At 38.5% G+C, this 17,339-nt stretch carries 19 protein-coding genes; 18 read left to right on the top strand and 1 reads right to left on the bottom strand.

The genetic code is table 11. The features are described 5' to 3' along the window. The first annotated feature begins 61 nt into the window (after positions 1 to 61). From NSQ71_RS11575 to NSQ71_RS11560, 4 genes are all read left to right on the top strand, one after another. Positions 62 to 514 (top strand): DUF2663 family protein, encoded by a 453-nt coding sequence (locus NSQ71_RS11575; protein ID WP_063388613.1) that lies wholly within the window; start codon positions 62 to 64, stop codon positions 512 to 514. Positions 515 to 644: 130 nt separating this feature from the next. After that, the gene (locus tag NSQ71_RS11570) at positions 645 to 1,226 is read left to right on the top strand and encodes a genetic competence negative regulator (RefSeq protein ID WP_063388612.1); all 582 of its coding nucleotides are present in this window, start codon (positions 645 to 647) and stop codon (positions 1,224 to 1,226) included. A 235-nt stretch (positions 1,227 to 1,461) separates the two neighbouring features. Beyond that, positions 1,462 to 2,718 (top strand): Glu/Leu/Phe/Val family dehydrogenase, encoded by a 1,257-nt coding sequence (locus NSQ71_RS11565; protein ID WP_063388611.1) that lies wholly within the window; start codon positions 1,462 to 1,464, stop codon positions 2,716 to 2,718. A 90-nt stretch (positions 2,719 to 2,808) separates the two neighbouring features. Further along, entirely contained in the window at positions 2,809 to 3,777 is a 969-nt protein-coding gene (locus NSQ71_RS11560; protein ID WP_063388610.1) for a YpdA family putative bacillithiol disulfide reductase, read from the top strand. A 257-nt stretch (positions 3,778 to 4,034) separates the two neighbouring features. On the opposite strand, the gene NSQ71_RS11555 is transcribed toward NSQ71_RS11560, so the two are convergent. Further along, positions 4,035 to 5,003 carry an asparaginase gene (locus tag NSQ71_RS11555; protein ID WP_066251979.1) on the bottom strand — a complete coding sequence of 323 codons (969 nt, stop codon included), beginning with the start codon at positions 5,001 to 5,003 and terminating at the stop codon, positions 4,035 to 4,037. Between the two features lie 223 nt (positions 5,004 to 5,226). On the opposite strand from NSQ71_RS11555, the gene prsW reads away from it, so the two are divergent. The 14 genes from prsW (at position 5,227) to NSQ71_RS11485 (ending at position 17,322) form a co-directional block, all read left to right on the top strand. Further along, positions 5,227 to 5,898, top strand: coding sequence for a glutamic-type intramembrane protease PrsW (prsW, locus tag NSQ71_RS11550; RefSeq protein WP_066251976.1), 672 nt, complete (start codon positions 5,227 to 5,229; stop codon positions 5,896 to 5,898). 92 nt (positions 5,899 to 5,990) lie between these two features. Next, positions 5,991 to 6,944 (top strand): spore cortex-lytic enzyme, encoded by a 954-nt coding sequence (gene sleB / locus NSQ71_RS11545; RefSeq protein WP_094246145.1) that lies wholly within the window; start codon positions 5,991 to 5,993, stop codon positions 6,942 to 6,944. 14 nt (positions 6,945 to 6,958) lie between these two features. Further along, positions 6,959 to 8,302 carry a germination protein YpeB gene (gene ypeB / locus NSQ71_RS11540; RefSeq protein WP_144598200.1) on the top strand — a complete coding sequence of 448 codons (1,344 nt, stop codon included), beginning with the start codon at positions 6,959 to 6,961 and terminating at the stop codon, positions 8,300 to 8,302. 95 nt (positions 8,303 to 8,397) lie between these two features. Continuing rightward, complete coding sequence (locus tag NSQ71_RS11535; RefSeq protein ID WP_130156168.1) at positions 8,398 to 9,045, top strand: flagellar brake protein; 648 nt, start codon at positions 8,398 to 8,400, stop codon at positions 9,043 to 9,045. A gap of 44 nt (positions 9,046 to 9,089) precedes the next feature. Continuing rightward, the gene (locus NSQ71_RS11530) at positions 9,090 to 9,275 is read left to right on the top strand and encodes a DUF5359 family protein (RefSeq protein ID WP_232515564.1); all 186 of its coding nucleotides are present in this window, start codon (positions 9,090 to 9,092) and stop codon (positions 9,273 to 9,275) included. 79 nt (positions 9,276 to 9,354) lie between these two features. Continuing rightward, complete coding sequence (cmk, locus tag NSQ71_RS11525; RefSeq protein ID WP_063388604.1) at positions 9,355 to 10,026, top strand: (d)CMP kinase; 672 nt, start codon at positions 9,355 to 9,357, stop codon at positions 10,024 to 10,026. Between the two features lie 3 nt (positions 10,027 to 10,029). Further along, on the top strand, positions 10,030 to 10,614 hold the full coding sequence (locus tag NSQ71_RS11520) for a lysophospholipid acyltransferase family protein (protein ID WP_066251969.1): 585 nt from the start codon (positions 10,030 to 10,032) through the stop codon (positions 10,612 to 10,614). 150 nt (positions 10,615 to 10,764) lie between these two features. Continuing rightward, positions 10,765 to 11,910, top strand: a complete 1,146-nt coding sequence (gene rpsA / locus NSQ71_RS11515; protein WP_340733968.1) for a 30S ribosomal protein S1 — start codon at positions 10,765 to 10,767, stop codon at positions 11,908 to 11,910. Between the two features lie 858 nt (positions 11,911 to 12,768). Further along, positions 12,769 to 13,365, top strand: a complete 597-nt coding sequence (locus tag NSQ71_RS11510) for a YphA family membrane protein (protein WP_063388601.1) — start codon at positions 12,769 to 12,771, stop codon at positions 13,363 to 13,365. Then, the gene (locus tag NSQ71_RS11505) at positions 13,362 to 14,264 is read left to right on the top strand and encodes a YIEGIA family protein (RefSeq protein ID WP_063388600.1); all 903 of its coding nucleotides are present in this window, start codon (positions 13,362 to 13,364) and stop codon (positions 14,262 to 14,264) included. Before NSQ71_RS11510 ends, NSQ71_RS11505 begins: the two co-directional genes overlap by 4 nt. Next, entirely contained in the window at positions 14,255 to 14,443 is a 189-nt protein-coding gene (locus tag NSQ71_RS11500) for a capping complex subunit for YIEGIA (protein WP_066251964.1), read from the top strand. The genes NSQ71_RS11505 and NSQ71_RS11500 overlap by 10 nt, the downstream gene beginning before the upstream one ends. Positions 14,444 to 14,633: 190 nt before the next feature. Continuing rightward, positions 14,634 to 15,944, top strand: coding sequence for a ribosome biogenesis GTPase Der (gene der, locus NSQ71_RS11495; RefSeq protein WP_063388598.1), 1,311 nt, complete (start codon positions 14,634 to 14,636; stop codon positions 15,942 to 15,944). A 19-nt stretch (positions 15,945 to 15,963) separates the two neighbouring features. Continuing rightward, positions 15,964 to 17,007 carry an NAD(P)H-dependent glycerol-3-phosphate dehydrogenase gene (locus NSQ71_RS11490; RefSeq protein WP_066251961.1) on the top strand — a complete coding sequence of 348 codons (1,044 nt, stop codon included), beginning with the start codon at positions 15,964 to 15,966 and terminating at the stop codon, positions 17,005 to 17,007. A 114-nt stretch (positions 17,008 to 17,121) separates the two neighbouring features. Further along, on the top strand, positions 17,122 to 17,322 hold the full coding sequence (locus NSQ71_RS11485; RefSeq protein ID WP_063388596.1) for a DUF2768 domain-containing protein: 201 nt from the start codon (positions 17,122 to 17,124) through the stop codon (positions 17,320 to 17,322). Positions 17,323 to 17,339 lie beyond the last annotated feature (17 nt).

Below are 17,339 nucleotides of genomic sequence, written 5' to 3'. Positions count from 1 at the left end.
TTTCATATTTGAAAAAGATCATGCATAACTTGTACAAAAAACTTTGGGGGATTTTAAACGAATGGAAAGGCAAATTAAAGATCTGCCCTATACAGATCAACCTACCAAGCATATGCTGCAAGGGCTCATTGAGCGTAAAAGAGAATTCGAAACATATAAACAGAAATGTTTGGTTTGGCAAATAATTACATTTGTGGAAGTGATTATTTTTATAGTGTTTATTTATTTCAACGTATATCAACGATTGGAAACAGATCTTTTGTTTGTTTTATTCTATTTTTTTCAATCATCACACTTATTCGCCGTTTTGCTGATTGCATTCAGCTATTCAACAGCCGTTTATTTTAAAAAGAAAGAAGAAAAAGCGGAAAAAGAATATCATGAGCTTAGATGGGAAATTATTGATAAAAGCACTGATTTTTGGAAAAGCGAAGAAGAGTGGATGAATCGCGACAAGGTTTTTTCTGTTATGAAAAAAGAATTCGATATTAATCTCTATTATAAAACGAAATAAAAATGTGATTTGTGAGTAAAAATGCTTGTCTTCACCCCCTCGTAATTGTAAACTGTTTACTAACTAAAGAACCATCTTTTAGAATCAACATACAATATCGTATGATGTATTGACGGCAGGAGGGAAGAAGATGCGGCTCGAGCGTCTTAATCATAATAAAATTAAAATTTTCCTGACTCTAGATGATTTGTCGGATCGCGGCTTAACAAAAGAAGATCTATGGAACAACTCTTTAAAAGTTCATCAGCTTTTCCGGGAAATGATCAATGAGGCAAGTGAAGAACTCGATTTTCATGCAAACGGTTCGATTGCGGTCGAGGTTTATTCACTAAAAGCACAGGGAATGGTGATCATTGTTTCCAAAAATAATGATGAAGAACTTGAAGATGAATTTTTAGATGATTATATTGAAATGCAAGTAAAAGTGGATGAACATCAAGATATATTGTATGAGTTTTTGAATTTCGAAGATGTCCTCGATCTTGCAAAAGTTCTTCAACGTTTCGAAATAACAGAAGGCGCGCTATATTCATATCAGGGACGATACTACCTGCTGTTTGATGACATCTCTAAGATTGAAACGGAGCATCTTGTTGCAATTTTAGCGGAATATGGAACGCCGACACATATGACAACTCATAGACTGCATGAATATGGAAAATTATTGATAAAGGATCACGCTGTTCGTCTTTTGAATGACTATTTTTCCTGAGGCTGACAAAACATCGCCTTTCAGCGATGTTTTATCAGCTTTTTTTGCGTAGATTTAGTATTTTATTTGATAAAAAACAAGCGGTTTGCCGCTTTCTTTTTTTAACAAGAAATTCAGTATCCCTTTATTTTCTATGAATTAATGATTGAATTAATTTATAGAAGGTGTATACTAAGTCATGAAAGGTGGACTTTTCCTTTTCATTATTAAAGAACATATAGGAGGTTTACTTATTATGGTAGCCGAAGGCAATGACAAGCATGATGTGCTAAAAGCTACGCAAAAGGTAATACATAAAGCGTTAGGAAAACTAGGTTATCCAGAAGAGGTGTATGAATTATTAAAAGAGCCGATTCGCATGCTGACAGTGAAAATACCTGTTCGCATGGATGACGGTTCTGTTAAAATATTTACTGGCTACCGGGCGCAGCATAATGATTCTGTAGGACCTACAAAAGGAGGCGTTCGCTTCCATCCAAATGTAACTGAAAACGAGGTAAAAGCGCTTTCAATTTGGATGAGTCTAAAATGCGGAATTATTGATTTGCCTTACGGTGGTGGAAAAGGTGGAATTGTTTGTGATCCAAGAGATATGTCGTTCAGGGAATTAGAAAGATTAAGCAGAGGATACGTTCGGGCAATTAGTCAAATTGTGGGCCCTACAAAAGATATACCTGCACCTGATGTATTTACGAACTCGCAAATCATGGCTTGGATGATGGATGAATACAGCCGGATTGATGAATTTAATTCGCCAGGATTTATTACCGGCAAGCCTCTCGTTCTCGGCGGTTCACATGGCCGTGAATCGGCAACGGCAAAAGGCGTGACCATTTGCATTCGCGAAGCAGCGAAGAAGCGTGGAATTTCTTTACAAGGGGCTAGGGTCGTTGTCCAAGGATTTGGAAATGCAGGCGGTTATTTAGCAAAATTTATGCATGATGCCGGAGCAAAAGTTGTAGGTATTTCCGATGCATACGGCGGTCTGTACGATCCAGACGGACTAGACATCGATTATTTATTAGACCGGCGCGACAGCTTCGGAACTGTTACGAAATTGTTTAATGATACGATCACTAATAAAGAATTGTTAGAACTTGATTGCGAAATTTTAGTTCCTGCGGCGATTGAAAACCAAATTACAGAAGAAAATGCCCATAATATTCGGGCTCAAATTGTCGTAGAAGCAGCCAACGGTCCGACAACTGTTGAAGCCACTCAAATCTTAACGGACCGGGGAATTTTACTCGTGCCTGACGTATTGGCAAGCGCGGGAGGAGTAACGGTTTCTTATTTCGAATGGGTTCAAAATAATCAGGGCTACTATTGGTCTGAAGAAGAAGTGGAAGAAAAATTGGAAAAAATGATGGTGAAAGCATTTAACACTGTATATGAAACGGCGCAAAACAGAAGAGTAGATATGCGGCTTGCTGCATATATGGTAGGCGTAAGAAAAATGGCAGAAGCATGCAGATATCGCGGATGGGTATAATATTTGCATCGTTTTGCAGTTTCCCCTATGATAATGTAGGGGAAATTTTTCTTTTGTCACCAGCCGCTTAATGCTATAGGAGTGATCATGATGCAAGAAGAAAAAGTGATCATTGTCGGCGGAGGTCCATGTGGACTATCGGCTGCGATCGAATTGAAGGAAAAAGGAATAAATCCTTTAGTTTTTGAAAAAGGAAATATTGTTGATTCCATTTATCGCTTTCCAACACATCAAACCTTTTTCAGCACAGCAGACAGGCTTGAAATTGGCGGAGTCCCATTTATCACAGAAAACCGAAAGCCTGTCCGCAATCAAGCGCTTGCTTACTACCGGGAAGTTGTGAAGCGAAAAAATTTGCGCATTCATACATATGAAAAAGTAGAGAAGGTAGAAAAGCAGCAGGACGGAACGTTCATGGTAACGACGGAAAAAGGAAAATATCGTGCGTCATTTGTTGTGATTGCTACAGGTTATTATGATAATCCAAATTACATGAATGTTCCAGGCGAAAATCTGCCCCACGTTTTCCATTATTTTAAAGAAGCTCATCCATATTTTGATAAAGATGTCGTTGTGATCGGCGGGAAAAACTCAAGTGTTGATGCCGCGCTTGAGCTTTATAAAGCCGGGGCTAGAGTAACTGTATTGTACCGAGGAAGCGGGTATTCTTCAAGCATTAAGCCTTGGATATTGCCGGAATTTGATTCTCTTATCAAAAAAGGCTATATAAAAATGGAATTTCGGGCAGATGTAAAAGAAATTAAAAATGACTCTATTAGTTATATTGTGAACGGAACAGAAGAAAAAACTATTCCTTGTGATTTTGTCTTTGCCATGACTGGCTACCATCCAGATCATAACTTTTTAAAAAAAATGGGTGTACTTATTGATGAGCAGACAGGCAGACCTTACTACAATCCCGATACAATGGAAACGAATGTAAACGGGATTTTTATAGCCGGTGTCATCGCAGCTGGAAATGATGCGAATGAGATTTTTATCGAAAACGGCAGATTTCACGGGGAATTGATCGCAGAAGAAATTATCAAAAGAGTATAAAAAATAGGGGATGTCCCGAAAATAATCAAGTAGAGAAAAACAATCCGTTTTTCTCTACTTGATTTTGTTGCTTTCATAAGTTGTGGGGCCGTCCAGAAATCAAATCGCCATTGAAAACAAAAAATTATAAACACCGATATATCAACGTTTCTAACACATTAATGGGGCCGTCAATAAGCCGTAAAACGGCTTATTAGACACCCCCTTTACTTGTAACATTTTTTAGTAAAATTTGTGTTGATCATCACAACAGCTTATTATTTCGAAAACATTTCTTCTATTTCAGTTAAATCGCTCGTTTTTTCTAAAGCCACTAAAAGCTTTATTCTAGCTTTTTGCCCGTTTAATCCGTTCGAAAATATAACGCCAAGCTGTTTTAAATGTTTTCCTCCGCCCTGATAATCATAGACATCCTGCACAATGCCGTTAAAACATCGTGAGACAATGACGATCGGCACTTTCTTCTCAATAAGCCGTTTCATGCCGGGGACTAAAGCCGGCGGCAAATTTCCTTGCCCTAAAGCTTCAATGACGATTCCATCCGGATTCAGTCCTTCAACTGCTTCCATTATTTTTTCATCCATGCCTGCATACGCCTTTAAAAGGAGCACATGTTTAGTGATTTTCGTTATACTATATGTTTCTTTTCTTAACGGATAGTGATGAAATGCCAGAATTTTTTTGTTCACAATACCGATCGGTCCGTATTGCGGACTTTGGAATGTAGCGATATTGCTTGTATGCGTTTTTGTGACGTTTTTTGCTGTATGAATCTCGTCATTCATGACAACTAACACACCAAGGTTTTTCGCTTCGTCGGAAGCAGCAACTTTTATGGACATCAATAAATTATATAATCCGTCTGATCCGAGTTCATTATTTGACCTCATCGCACCTGTTACAACAACCGGGATGGGAAGGTCAAGAGTCAAATCTAAAAAATAAGCTGTTTCTTCTAAAGTATCCGTTCCATGAGTGACGACGACACCGTCGATGCTTCCATTTTTGGCATGATGTTCGATTTCTTTTTTAATTTCCAGCATTTCCTTAGGAGTTATATGCGGGGAAGGCAAGTTAAAAAGCTCTTTTACGATTGTTTGTACATTGTTTACATTCAATGAAAAATTTGTTAGAGGATTGGACCCTTCTGGTCTCACTGCACCGCTTTGCTCATCTTCCAGCATTGAAATTGTACCGCCTGTATGTAAAATCAATACTTTCTTCATCTTTTTATCCCTTTCATTAAAGTTTCATTTTTTCATGCTTATTTTTGATTTTCATTTTGTCATATACATGTTACCATTTTATCAAAAGGATGTTTTTAACAACTTACTGCTGCTCTACATGAATCATCATTTCTCATTCTTTTATTTTGTTTTATTTTAAAAGGAACATTCTAATAAATCTATACATAAATAAGGAGATACTAGAAGAAAAGAGGCTGTCATTATGATTGCGATTATTACAGCAGGCATTGCACCAGGGCTGGCAATACTTTCATATTTTTATTTGAAGGATCAATATGAAATGGAACCCCTTTACATGGTTGTTCGGACGTTTATTTTCGGTGCGCTGCTTGTTTTTCCAATTATGTTTATTGAATACGTTCTGGAAACAGAAAATGTATTTCCCTCTTCTTTTTTACAAGCTTTCTTTGCTTCGAGTTTATTGGAAGAGTTTTTTAAATGGTTTATTTTTTATTTTACAATTTACTCCCATTTTCATTTTGATGAACATTACGATGGAATCGTTTATGGTGTGTCGATCTCTCTCGGCTTTGCGACATTGGAAAATATTTTATATTTAATTGCGAACGGTGTGGAGTTTGCATTCGGGCGCGCAATTTTTCCAGTCCCAAGCCATGCATTGTTCGGTGTCATCATGGGGTATTATTTAGGAAAAAGCAAATTTTCGAATGATAGGCTTAAAAAAAGATGGCTCTTTTATTCTCTAGTTATTCCGTTTCTTTTGCACGGAACGTACAATTATATCTTGCTTTCCAATGAAGACTGGAAGTTTTGGGTCACTCCGTTTATGGTGTTTTTATGGTGGTTTGGGCTTCATAAAGCAAAAAAAGCGCGCATGGTATACAAGCAAAATATCGAAACAATATCAGGATAAAAAAATTTTTGAACCGGCATGAGCCGGTTTTTTTGTTGTATAAAATGACATCTACTACAGAAAATACATGTAACGATATAAAGTGAGGAGGCATGATGATGGGAAAAAACATGAAATATCTGCTCGCAAACGCTTTTGTTTTAATCGTTTTTCTTATTCTTTCTAACAATCAGCTGCATGTTCATGCTTTTAGCGAACAAGTGATTCAGAGAGGTGCGACAGGTGATGATGTCATTGAACTGCAGGCAAGACTTCAATATAACGGATATTATCATGGGAAAATTGATGGGGTATATGGATGGAATACTTATTGGGCAGTTAGAAAATTTCAAAATAATTTCGGACTTAAAGAAGTAGATGGTTTAGTTGGTCCTGAAACAAAACAAAAGCTTATCAATACGACAAAATATTATAAATCTTTTGTCCACGAACAAATTCGAAAAGGCAGAGACTTTACCCATTATGGCGGAGTGCCGCTAAAAATCCAAACAGCGCCTTCTGAGGAGCTGCGCGCAAAATGGCGGAAGCAAACCGAAAAAAATCTCGCAAAAAATGTACCGCCAAAAAAACAACAAGCTGGTCAGGCTGGACAAGGGCAAAAGCAGGCTGCTCCTAAACAGCAAGCAGCCCAAAATAAACAACAAACAGGGAAATCGGTACAGCCGATGGCGGTGAATATGCCTGGAGGCTTTTCACAAAATGACTTAAATCTTTTAGCCAATGCCGTTTACGGAGAAGCCCGCGGCGAGCCTTATATTGGTCAAGTAGCAATTGCGGCAGTAATTTTAAACCGACTGAACAGCCCGACATTTCCAAATACGGTTGCTGGTGTTATTTTTGAACCGGGTGCTTTTACAGCTGTCAGCGATGGACAAATATATTTGACACCAAATGAAACAGCGAGAAAAGCGGTGATGGACGCCATTAACGGGTGGGATCCGACAGAAGAAGCTCTCTATTATTTCAATCCTGATACAGCAACAAGCCCATGGATATGGACGCGGCCGCAAATCAAGAAAATCGGAAAACACATATTCTGTGAATAGTGAGGTGATTCAGTATGCTTCGAGGATTATTAATCGGGCTGCTTACAGTGGCCTTAATCGGAACAGGCTACTGGGGATATAAAGAGCATCAGGAAAAAAACGCCGTATTAATTCATGCAGAAAACAATTACCAGCGGGCTTTTCACGATCTAACCTATCAAGTGGATCTGCTTCATGACAAAATTGGCGAGACACTCGCCATGAATTCAAGAAAATCATTGTCACCGGCGCTGGCGGAAGTTTGGAGAATTACATCGGAAGCGCACAATGATGTCGGCCAGCTTCCGTTAACTCTTTTACCTTTCAATAAAACAGAGGAATTTTTGTCAAATATTGGTAAATTTAGTTATCAAACAGCAGTGAGAGATTTAAACAAAGATCCGTTAACGGATCAAGAATATGAAACGTTAAAAAAATTGTATAAAAATGCAAAAGACATACAAGACGAATTGAGAAACGTCCAGCATTTAATCTTAAAAAACAATCTGCGCTGGATGGATGTTGAACTCGCACTAGCATCAGGGCAAAAACAAATGGACAATACGATCATTGATGGATTTAAAACGGTAGAAAAAAATGTTGAAGGCTATTCCGAAACTAATTTCGGTCCAACGGCAACAGCGCTGCAAAAGCCTAAAAAAGGATTTGAACAATTAACTGGAAAGGAAATATCAGAGCAAGAAGCAAAACAAATCGCAAAACGATTTGCCCCTAAAAATGTAGAACGAGTAGATGTAACAACAAATGGTAAAGGATCAAACATTCAGTTTTACAGCATTACTATGCATGATAAAGGAAATAAACATGATGTTTATATGGATATCACGAAAAAAGGCGGTCATTTAATTTATTTATTGCACAACAGAGATATTAAACAACAAAAAATCAGCTTAAATGAAGCATCCAACCGAGCAACGGAATTTTTGAAAAAGCTAAAATTTAAGGATTTAGAGCTTTATGAGAGTGCACAATATGACAACATTGGTGTTTTCACATTTGTTTCTAATTACAAAGGTGTACGTCTATATCCTGATGCAGTTCGTTTAAAGGTAGCGTTGGACAACGGAGAAATTATAGGTTATTCTGGACGTGATTATTTAGCAGCGCACAAAAAAAGAAATTTGCCGAAACCGGCTATTACAAAAGAAGAAGCGAAAAAATCAGTCCATTCTAACGTTGAAATTCAGGAGGATCGATTAGCTGTTGTGACAAATGATGCCGGCGAAGAAGTGCTGTGCTATGAATTTTTAGGAACGATTGACCAAGACACGTACCGCATTTTCATCAACGCAATGGACGGAACGGAAGAAAAAGTGGAAAAATTGCAAAGTGCTGAACCGTTATTCAGAGAAATTTAATCACAAAAAGGGGAGTCGATTTTTAGGCTTTCCCTTTTTTTCATTTCATGCTTTAATAAATGTAGAGCGCTTATTACATTGAAAGAGTGGTAACGTTGATAAAAATTGGTACGATGATCACATTGGAACTTTCTGGCCAAGATCAAATACTAAAATGCAAACTTGTGGACCAAGAAGAAAACATTCTTTATATTGATTTTCCTATAAATAGCAAGACAGGAAAAACTGTTTTCTTACCAGACGGCACCGAGCTCGTTGCAACATTTGTGAACAGCGAAAAAAAACCGTATAAATTTCGTACTAAAGTTCTTGGCAAGAAAAAAGATAACCTCCCGATGATCATGCTTCAGGCACCTGAGTATATGGAGGAGATCCAAAGGCGGCAATTTGTCAGAATCGAGACAGCCGTTGATGTAGCCATACACGCCATTAATCAGGAATTCGCCCCATTTACAACAGTTACAAACGACATAAGTGCTGGCGGCATTTCAATCATTATTCCAAACGGTGTGGACGTACCGCTAAATGAAAATATACATATTTATATGGTGCTCACGTTTATGGACGGAACGATTGAATATTATAAGGTAACAGGGAAGGCGCTCAGAGTTGTGGAAGCGGAACATCATAAGCTCGCTTCCATAGCATTTATCAATATTGATGAAAAGACACAGCAAAAATTGATTCGCTTTTGCTTTGAACAGCAGCTGCAAATGAAAAAGAAAGGAATTTTGAATGAATAATACCGGCAAGGCTGTCCATACTATTTATAAAAAATGGCAAAAGGATGTTTTTTGTGAAGCGCTTTGAACAAATATTGATCAAATTGATCATTATACAATTCATTATGTTAATTGCCGCTCAGCTTTTTTTGCGCCATTCTGAATTGAAGCCATATTTATCAAAAGCCGTGCAATATGAAGGTGTTGGAAACATGTCCATCTCCGAATGGGTGGAAACTATCAGCCGCTAAAAGAGCAGGAAACCCCTGCTTTTCTTTCTGTATTCCAAAAAAATAGATACATATTTTTTGAAACTAGCTAGGAGGTATTATGAGTAAAAAAATTTCCATTGCAATCGACGGTCCGGCAGCTGCCGGGAAAAGCACAGTTGCCAAAAAAATCGCAAAAGATTTAGGCTATACATACATTGATACGGGTGCGATGTACAGAGCTCTCACTTTGAAAGCTTTACAGAATGGCATTTCTTTGGAGGATGAAAAAGCGCTCACCAAGCTTTTGAATGAAATGACGATTGAACTGAAGCCGGTAAATGAAGGTCAGCAAGTGCTAGTAAACGGTGAAGACGTAACGGCGATTATCCGTTCCAATGAAGTAACAAAGCATGTTTCCACTGTTTCCAAACATCCTAATGTGCGGGAGGAAATGGTGAAAAGGCAAAAACAGCTTGCAGGAAACGGCGGCGTTGTCATGGATGGCAGGGATATCGGCACTCATGTGCTGCCGAATGCGGAGTTGAAAATATTTTTAAAGGCTTCTGTAGAGGAAAGAGCAAAAAGAAGGTATGAGGAGAATTTAAGAAAAGGTTTTACATCCGATTTAACACAATTAAAGAAAGAAATTGAAGAAAGAGATAAGCTTGATTCCACGAGGGCAACTGCCCCATTAAAAAAAGCGCCGGATGCCGTCGAAATCGATACAACTTCATTGACGATTGAAGAGGTGGCGGAATTAATTAAAGAATTGGTAAAAGAAAGGCTGTAAGAAATGGGTAAATTTTATCAATTTGCAAAGGCAATTGTTTACTGCTTTATTAAACCGCTCTTTCGGGTCGAAGTGATCGGAAAGGAACATTTTCCAATGGATGGTGCCGTGCTGCTTTGTTCCAATCATATTAATAATTTGGACCCTCCGACGATTGGTATCGTTTCACCAAGACAGCTCCGTTTTATGGCTAAAGAGGAGCTGTTTAAAATTCCGGTTTTCAGCCTGATCGTCCGGGCATTGGGGGCGTTTCCGGTCAAAAGGGGCTTTTCCGATCGAGAGGCGTTAAGAACAGGCTTGAAAATATTAAAAGAAAGAGAAGTTTTAGCCATTTTTCCGGAAGGAACGAGAAGCAAAACAGGTGAACTCGGAAAAGGTTTAGCTGGTGCAGGTTTTTTTGCCTTAAGATCAGATTGTGTCGTCTTGCCATGCGCCGTCGTCAGTTCTTACAAACCGTTTCGGAAAACGAAAGTCATTTTCGGCCCAGCCATTGATTTTACATCTTATCGAAACAAAAAAATTTCAGCTGAAGAAGCGACCGATAAAATCATGACAGAAATTAGAAATTTGCTCGAAAAATATAGGTAATCAATGGATTTAACTTGACAAACGGAATTTTTTGTTAGAACTTATAGAAAAGAGGTATTTTTCATTCTATTTAGAGTAGCTTGTGACATACTAAATAGAATGGTACATATTTTGTTGAGTTGCTATGGCTTGACCAAGGAGGTAAATGGTATGGTAGAGGACATCAATCAAGGTGAAGTTTTTGTGCCTGAAGTGGGAGACGTTGTAGAGGGAATTGTAACAAAAGTGGAAGATAAGCAGGTGATTGTTGATATTAAAAATTGCAAACAAATGGGCATCATTCCGATTAGTGAACTGTCTAGTTTGCATATTGAAAAAGCTTCAGATGTTGTAGAGGAAAATGACAAGCTTGAACTAGCGGTCATTAAAGTTGAGGAAGAAGCAGTCATTTTATCGAAAAGCAAAGTGGCTGCGGATAAAGCTTGGGTGGAATTAGAGAGAAAATTTGAAAATAAAGAAGTATTTGAGGCAGAAGTGAAGGATGTCGTAAAAGGCGGTTTAGTGGTAGACCTGGGCGTCCGCGGATTTATTCCTGCTTCATTGGTTGAACCTCACTATGTTGAGGATTTTTCAGATTATAAAGGAAAAACATTGACATTGATGGTTGTGGAGCTAAACCGTGAAAAAAATCGAGTGATTTTGTCTCATCGTGCTGTAGTGGAAAAGGAGCAGGAAGAGAAAAAACAGCAAGTGCTTCAGTCGATTCAGCCTGGTGATGTATTGGAAGGAACAGTCCAACGTTTAGCCGATTTCGGAGCCTTTGTTGACATCGGCGGGATTGACGGTCTTGTACATATTTCTCAGATCTCTCATGCTCATGTAGATAAACCGTCAGATGTGCTTCAAGAAGGCGAAAAGGTAAAAGTGAAAGTTTTGTCTGTCGATCGGGATAATGGACGGGTTTCACTATCGATTAAAGAAACATTGCCTGGTCCATGGGAAAACATTTCTGAAAAAATCAAATCCGGTGATGTTGTCGAAGGAACTGTACAACGCCTCGTCTCATTCGGAGCTTTTGTTGAAGTTTTACCTGGAGTAGAAGGTCTTGTCCATATATCGCAAATTTCTAAAAAACATATAGGCACTCCTCAAGAAGTATTAGAAGAAGGACAAAAGGTAAAAGTAAAAGTGCTTGATGTAAACGAAGAAGAGAAACGGATTTCCTTAAGCATAAAGGAATTGGAAGAGGATGGGACCGGTAGTGAAGAAGATTTTCGCAAATATCGTCCGAAAGAGGAATCGACAGGATTTCAACTAAGCGAAATGATCGGAGAGCAATTAAATAAATTAAAATAAAGACAAAGGCGATCATCACGAGCTGCCCCTTGTCAAGGTGACAGCGGAATAAAAAATGTTCTAAGCGGCTTTATCTCTATATTCCATAGGGCTGAGGCCGTTTAGTCGTTTTATGAGGGTAATTTGTATCGATTGCCAATCCTCAAACGAAATCTACGTTTCGCATTTGAGCGTTCTCCATAAAGACTCCATAAGCACCGCCCAGCATATAACGAGCTGTTTTATCATCTTCTCCACTGCTGTTCTTTTCATAAATCCTTGAGAATGATACGATGCATCCTCGCTGTAATAAGCTGTTATTGTTCGAAGCCTCGCCTAGTATATAGCTTCCATATCACTTCAATAAGCTGTATTTTGAGTTCTGCAGTATCGGTTCGATTTTTGCTAAGCTGCTCTATATCGTGATTATATGTGCGAACAAAATTCTTCGCTGCTTTTAATAAGCAAGCGATACGTCCGTTTTGCGTTCGTATCTCCATTAAAAATCAAAACTTGTGCAATTCCCATTTTGATAAACAAGTGATACATCCAGCCTGTATTCATTAGCCCACAATTTTTTTGCAGAAAAACTCCCTCCTAAAAAAACAAATAATGATTTAGAAGCCTTTTTTTATGAAAAGAAATTATACGGACATTCTGCCATTAAACAGATCGGCTTATGAGTTCTAAAAAAATAGCGAAAATTCATTTCTTGACGGGCAGTGAAATGTTTACATTTTCCTCTCACAGCAATCCATCAGCAATCAATTCTCCCACAGCCCTTTAACTGCTTTTTATACGCTTTTAGCTTTGGTTTCAAAATTTGTACGGTTAGCATCCATAAATTTTTCACATAATGGAAATAGTAGGAGGTTGGAGATGGAAGGAATATATTATTATTGGTTCATGTGGATGATTTGGGTAATTGTAACATTTTGGCTTCCAAAAACGGATGCTCGTTTTTGGCTCTCCTTTTTTATATTGTTAAATATTTTAGGAAGTGCAACGTTTATACACTTTACACAAATACATGTTGGTTTTTCGTATATCTTATTTGCTTTGCTTAGTTTTTTCATCTTGTATAGAACTAAGCGTTTATTTTATTCATTATTTTCCGTTTTGATCATTACGGTTGCCTATGCAGGAGTCAAGCTGTTTTATTTATTTGATCCTGTCTGGTTTTTACTTGACGTTCAGATGTATTTATCTATATTAGGAGTCATTTTATCCAATATGCTGAGCAAAGATTTTTTTGAAGGAATGGCATTTTTTATATTGGGGTCTTGTTACGGAGAAGCTCTTTTTTCGTCTGCAGTTTATTCTTATTATCGGCCGATTGTAATAGGCGACTTTCCTTTTCTTGATATGCTGTCAATCGGAATCTTTTCATTGCTCATATGGGCGTCATTCAAAACATTCGCTGCTTCTTTAGAACATATATTCAAAAAACATGCAAGGGAGAGGCAAGGGTCATGAATGAATACACGCTTCCTATTTTTTATGGTGTCTTCGTAGGTGTGTTAGCCCGTCTTTTTATGCTAAAAACCGATTATCGCCAATATCCAACATATTTGCACGGAAAAATTATTCATATCGCACTTGGATTTATAGCGGCGGGACTCGGCACGATTGCTGTTCCGGCCATAATGGAAAAGGAGTTTACTGCCATTACTTTTTTAACGTTGGCTGCATCGCAGTTTCGCGAAGTCCGCAACATGGAAAGAAATACACTGTCAGAGCTCGATCAATATGAGCTTGTTCCTCGGGGAAGTACATATATTGAAGGAATTGCAATCGCCTTTGAAAGCAGAAATTATTTAGTGATTTTCACATCTTTATTTGTTACGCTTGCTTATTTAATCTTTGGCTTTTGGATGGCTCTTGTGATGACGGTCGTTTGCTTTATCATTTCTAAAGTGTTAATGTCTGGAGGCACATTGAAAGATATTGTTGACATTCAATATGTAAAGCCGCATTTTGACGGTGCAGGCTTGTATGTCGATGACATTTATATTATGAATATCGGCATCCCGGAAAAACGTGAACTAGTTTTAAAATATGGCATGGGGTTTATTTTGACACCAAAATCATTTGATGCGAGAACAACGATTGCCAACATCGGACAACGTCAGGCGATTCTCCATGATGTCTCAACTGCGCTGGGCGTAAACCGCGATGCGGGTGAACCATCTTTAGTCCCATTGGCAAAACGAGATCTTGAGGATGGAAGAGTCGGCGTGTTTGTGCTTCCTCAAAAACATGATTTGGATATCGCCATTCGAGTGATCAGCAACGTGCCAACGCTTGAAAATGCCATTCGCATGCCGACGGAGTCGAAGGCAAATAGGAAAGGTGAGAAAAAACGATGGTTTTAGAGAAAGCGGTTTTAGCGGTCGTTACGACAAATGAGAAAAAAATAAAAGGCGGTGCACCTGTTTTTATTTGTGATAACCAAAAAGAAATGGATTCGATTGCAAAAAATTTAGAAGCGATTCTAGATGGAATTGCTCATGCCATAAGCGAGGAAATATATATCATTGTGAAACATTTTTAAGGCAGTTGTTCAATTTCATAAACTGCTATATAATAGGGTAGTTGGAAAAAAGCTTGGTAAAAAACTTCCGGGGCATGCCGAAAAAGGAGTTAGGCGAAAACATGCTGCGATTTCTTGAAGGCGTAGCCCCTTTAACATTATACATAGTGAAAAAATGCGATGAGTTTTAAATTAGGAAGGAAGTTTTAGTATGCCGAAACCTGTTGTGGCTATTGTCGGTCGACCAAATGTCGGCAAATCGACGATTTTTAATCGAATTGTCGGTGAACGTATTTCAATTGTAGAAGATATACCTGGTGTTACCCGTGACCGTATTTATGCACCTTGTGAATGGCTGAATTTCCAATTTAACTTGATCGATACAGGTGGAATTGAAATTGGGGATGAACCGTTTCTAGCACAAATTCGTCATCAGGCGGAAATTGCGATTGAAGAAGCAGATGTAATTATTTTCATTACAAACGGTCGAGAAGGCGTAACTCCCGCTGATGAAGAAGTTGCAAAAATATTGTACCGCTCAAACAAACCCGTTGTCCTTGCCGTTAATAAAATGGACAACCCGGATATGAGGGAAAATATATATGAATTTTATTCTCTTGGCTTTGGAGAACCGTACCCGATATCAGGAGCGCATGGGCTCGGACTGGGAGATCTTTTGGATGCAGTATGCAAACATTTTCCAAAACCCCAATCAGAAAATGATGATGAAGGCATCATTAAATTTTCTTTGATTGGCCGACCAAATGTCGGCAAATCTTCCTTAGTAAATGCTATTTTAGGAGAAGAAAGAGTGATCGTCAGCGAAATTGCTGGAACAACACGAGACGCCATTGACACTAAGTTTACGTATAACAAGCAGGAGTTTGTCATCATTGATACAGCTGGCATGAGAAAAAAAGGAAAAATTTATGAGACAACAGAAAAATACAGTGTTTTGCGGGCGCTTAAAGCGATTGAACGCTCTGACGTAGTGTTAGTTGTTTTAAATGCAGAGGAAGGAATTATTGAACAAGACAAGCGAATTGCTGGCTACGCCCATGAAGCCGGGAAAGCCGTTGTCATTGTAGTAAACAAATGGGATGCAGTGGAAAAAGATGAAAGAACGATGAGAGAGTTTGAAAAAGATATTCGCGATCAATTTTTATTTTTAGACTATGCGCCAATCGTCTTTTTGTCCGCAAAAACGAAGAAGAGATTGCACACATTAATGCCTCAAATTATTCTTGCCAGCGAGAATCATGCGATGCGTGTCCAAACAAACGTATTGAATGATGTGATCATGGATGCCGTTGCTATGAATCCGACTCCAACGGACCACGGTACGAGATTAAAAATCTATTATGCAACACAAGTTTCTGTTAAACCGCCTACATTTGTCATATTTGTAAATGATCCGGAGCTTCTTCATTTTTCATATGAACGTTTTTTGGAAAATCGTATTCGCGATGCATTCGGGTTTGAAGGAACCCCTATTAAAATCATTGCGAGAAAAAGAAGATAAATAAAAGGAAGTGAGTAATTTGGCGAAGGTGGCAATATTGGGAGCTGGAAGCTGGGGAACAGCGCTTGCAATTGTTCTTTGCGACAATGGTCATGAAGTGCATCTTTGGGGACATCGGAAAGAACATATAGAAGCGATCAATCGTACAAAAAAAAATGAGAAATATTTGCCAAATGTCCCATTGCCGGACAATTTAACCGGATTTTATTTCTTAAAGGATGCGGTTGAAAATGTGGAAACGATTGTCTTGGCAGTCCCGACAAAAGCGATAAGAGAAGTGCTGAGTCAATTAAGAGAAGCCATTGATCGGCCGGTTTTAATTGTCCATGTTTCAAAAGGGATTGAGCCGGGTTCATTAAAAAGAATTTCCGAAATTATTGAAGAAGAAATGCCTCCTCACCTTTTGAAGGACGTAGTTGTATTATCAGGTCCAAGCCATGCGGAAGAAGTGTCTTTGAGACAGCCGACAACAGTGACTTCTGCGAGCAAAAATATTCAAGCAGCAAAATTTGTTCAAGATTTATTTATTAACCGTTATTTTCGTGTGTATACGAATCCGGATATAATCGGGGTTGAAATTGGAGGAGCGCTGAAAAACATTATTGCTTTAGCTGCCGGAATCAGCGACGGCCTTGGATACGGGGACAATGCGAAGGCTGCTTTAATAACTAGAGGATTGGCGGAAATTTCAAGATTAGGCTGTAAAATGGGTGCCAATCCATTAACATTTTCTGGTCTTGCCGGAATCGGCGACTTAATTGTCACTTGCACAAGTGTGCATTCCCGCAATTGGCGTGCCGGCCATTTGCTAGGAAAGGGCAAAAAACTAGATGAAGTTTTAGAAAGCATGGGAATGGTTGTCGAAGGAGTAAGAACAACAAAAGCAGCTAAACAGCTTTCTGAAAAATATTCAGTAAAAATGCCGATTACCAATGTCCTTTATGAAGTGCTGTTTCACGAAAAAGATCCGAAAGAAGCAGTCGAAGAGCTTATGGCGAGAGTTAAAACGCATGAAATGGAAGATCTTGTGAACATATTAGAAAATCGAAATGAAGAACTGTAGCACATTTCCCAGCTGCTTCAGTTTTTTTTTGAATTCGATTCTTATATGGAAAACAATTGCGTGAAAAAGAGCATATGTTAAAATGATTGGTAGGAATAGAAGGAGTGGATCACAATGTCAGAAGGTCTAATGAAAATGTGGATTGCCCTCACAGCGATGGCCTTTATGTTTATCGCGGTCTTTTCCATATACTTGAGCCGTTTTAAACTAAAAGGATTTTTGAAATCTATCACAGCAGTGATTGCTTATTTTTTTATGATTTTAGCAGGAATTATCATTTTTTTCGTAGTCTTTTCCGGACCGACAAGCGAGTAGGCAAAGTGAGGAAGACG

Source organism: Aeribacillus sp. FSL M8-0235 (assembly GCF_038000355.1).
GTDB classification, from domain to species: Bacteria; Bacillota; Bacilli; order Bacillales; family Aeribacillaceae; genus Aeribacillus; species Aeribacillus composti.
Note: the sequence above shows the minus strand (reverse complement) of the source record. Positions and strands in the feature narration are given on the sequence as shown.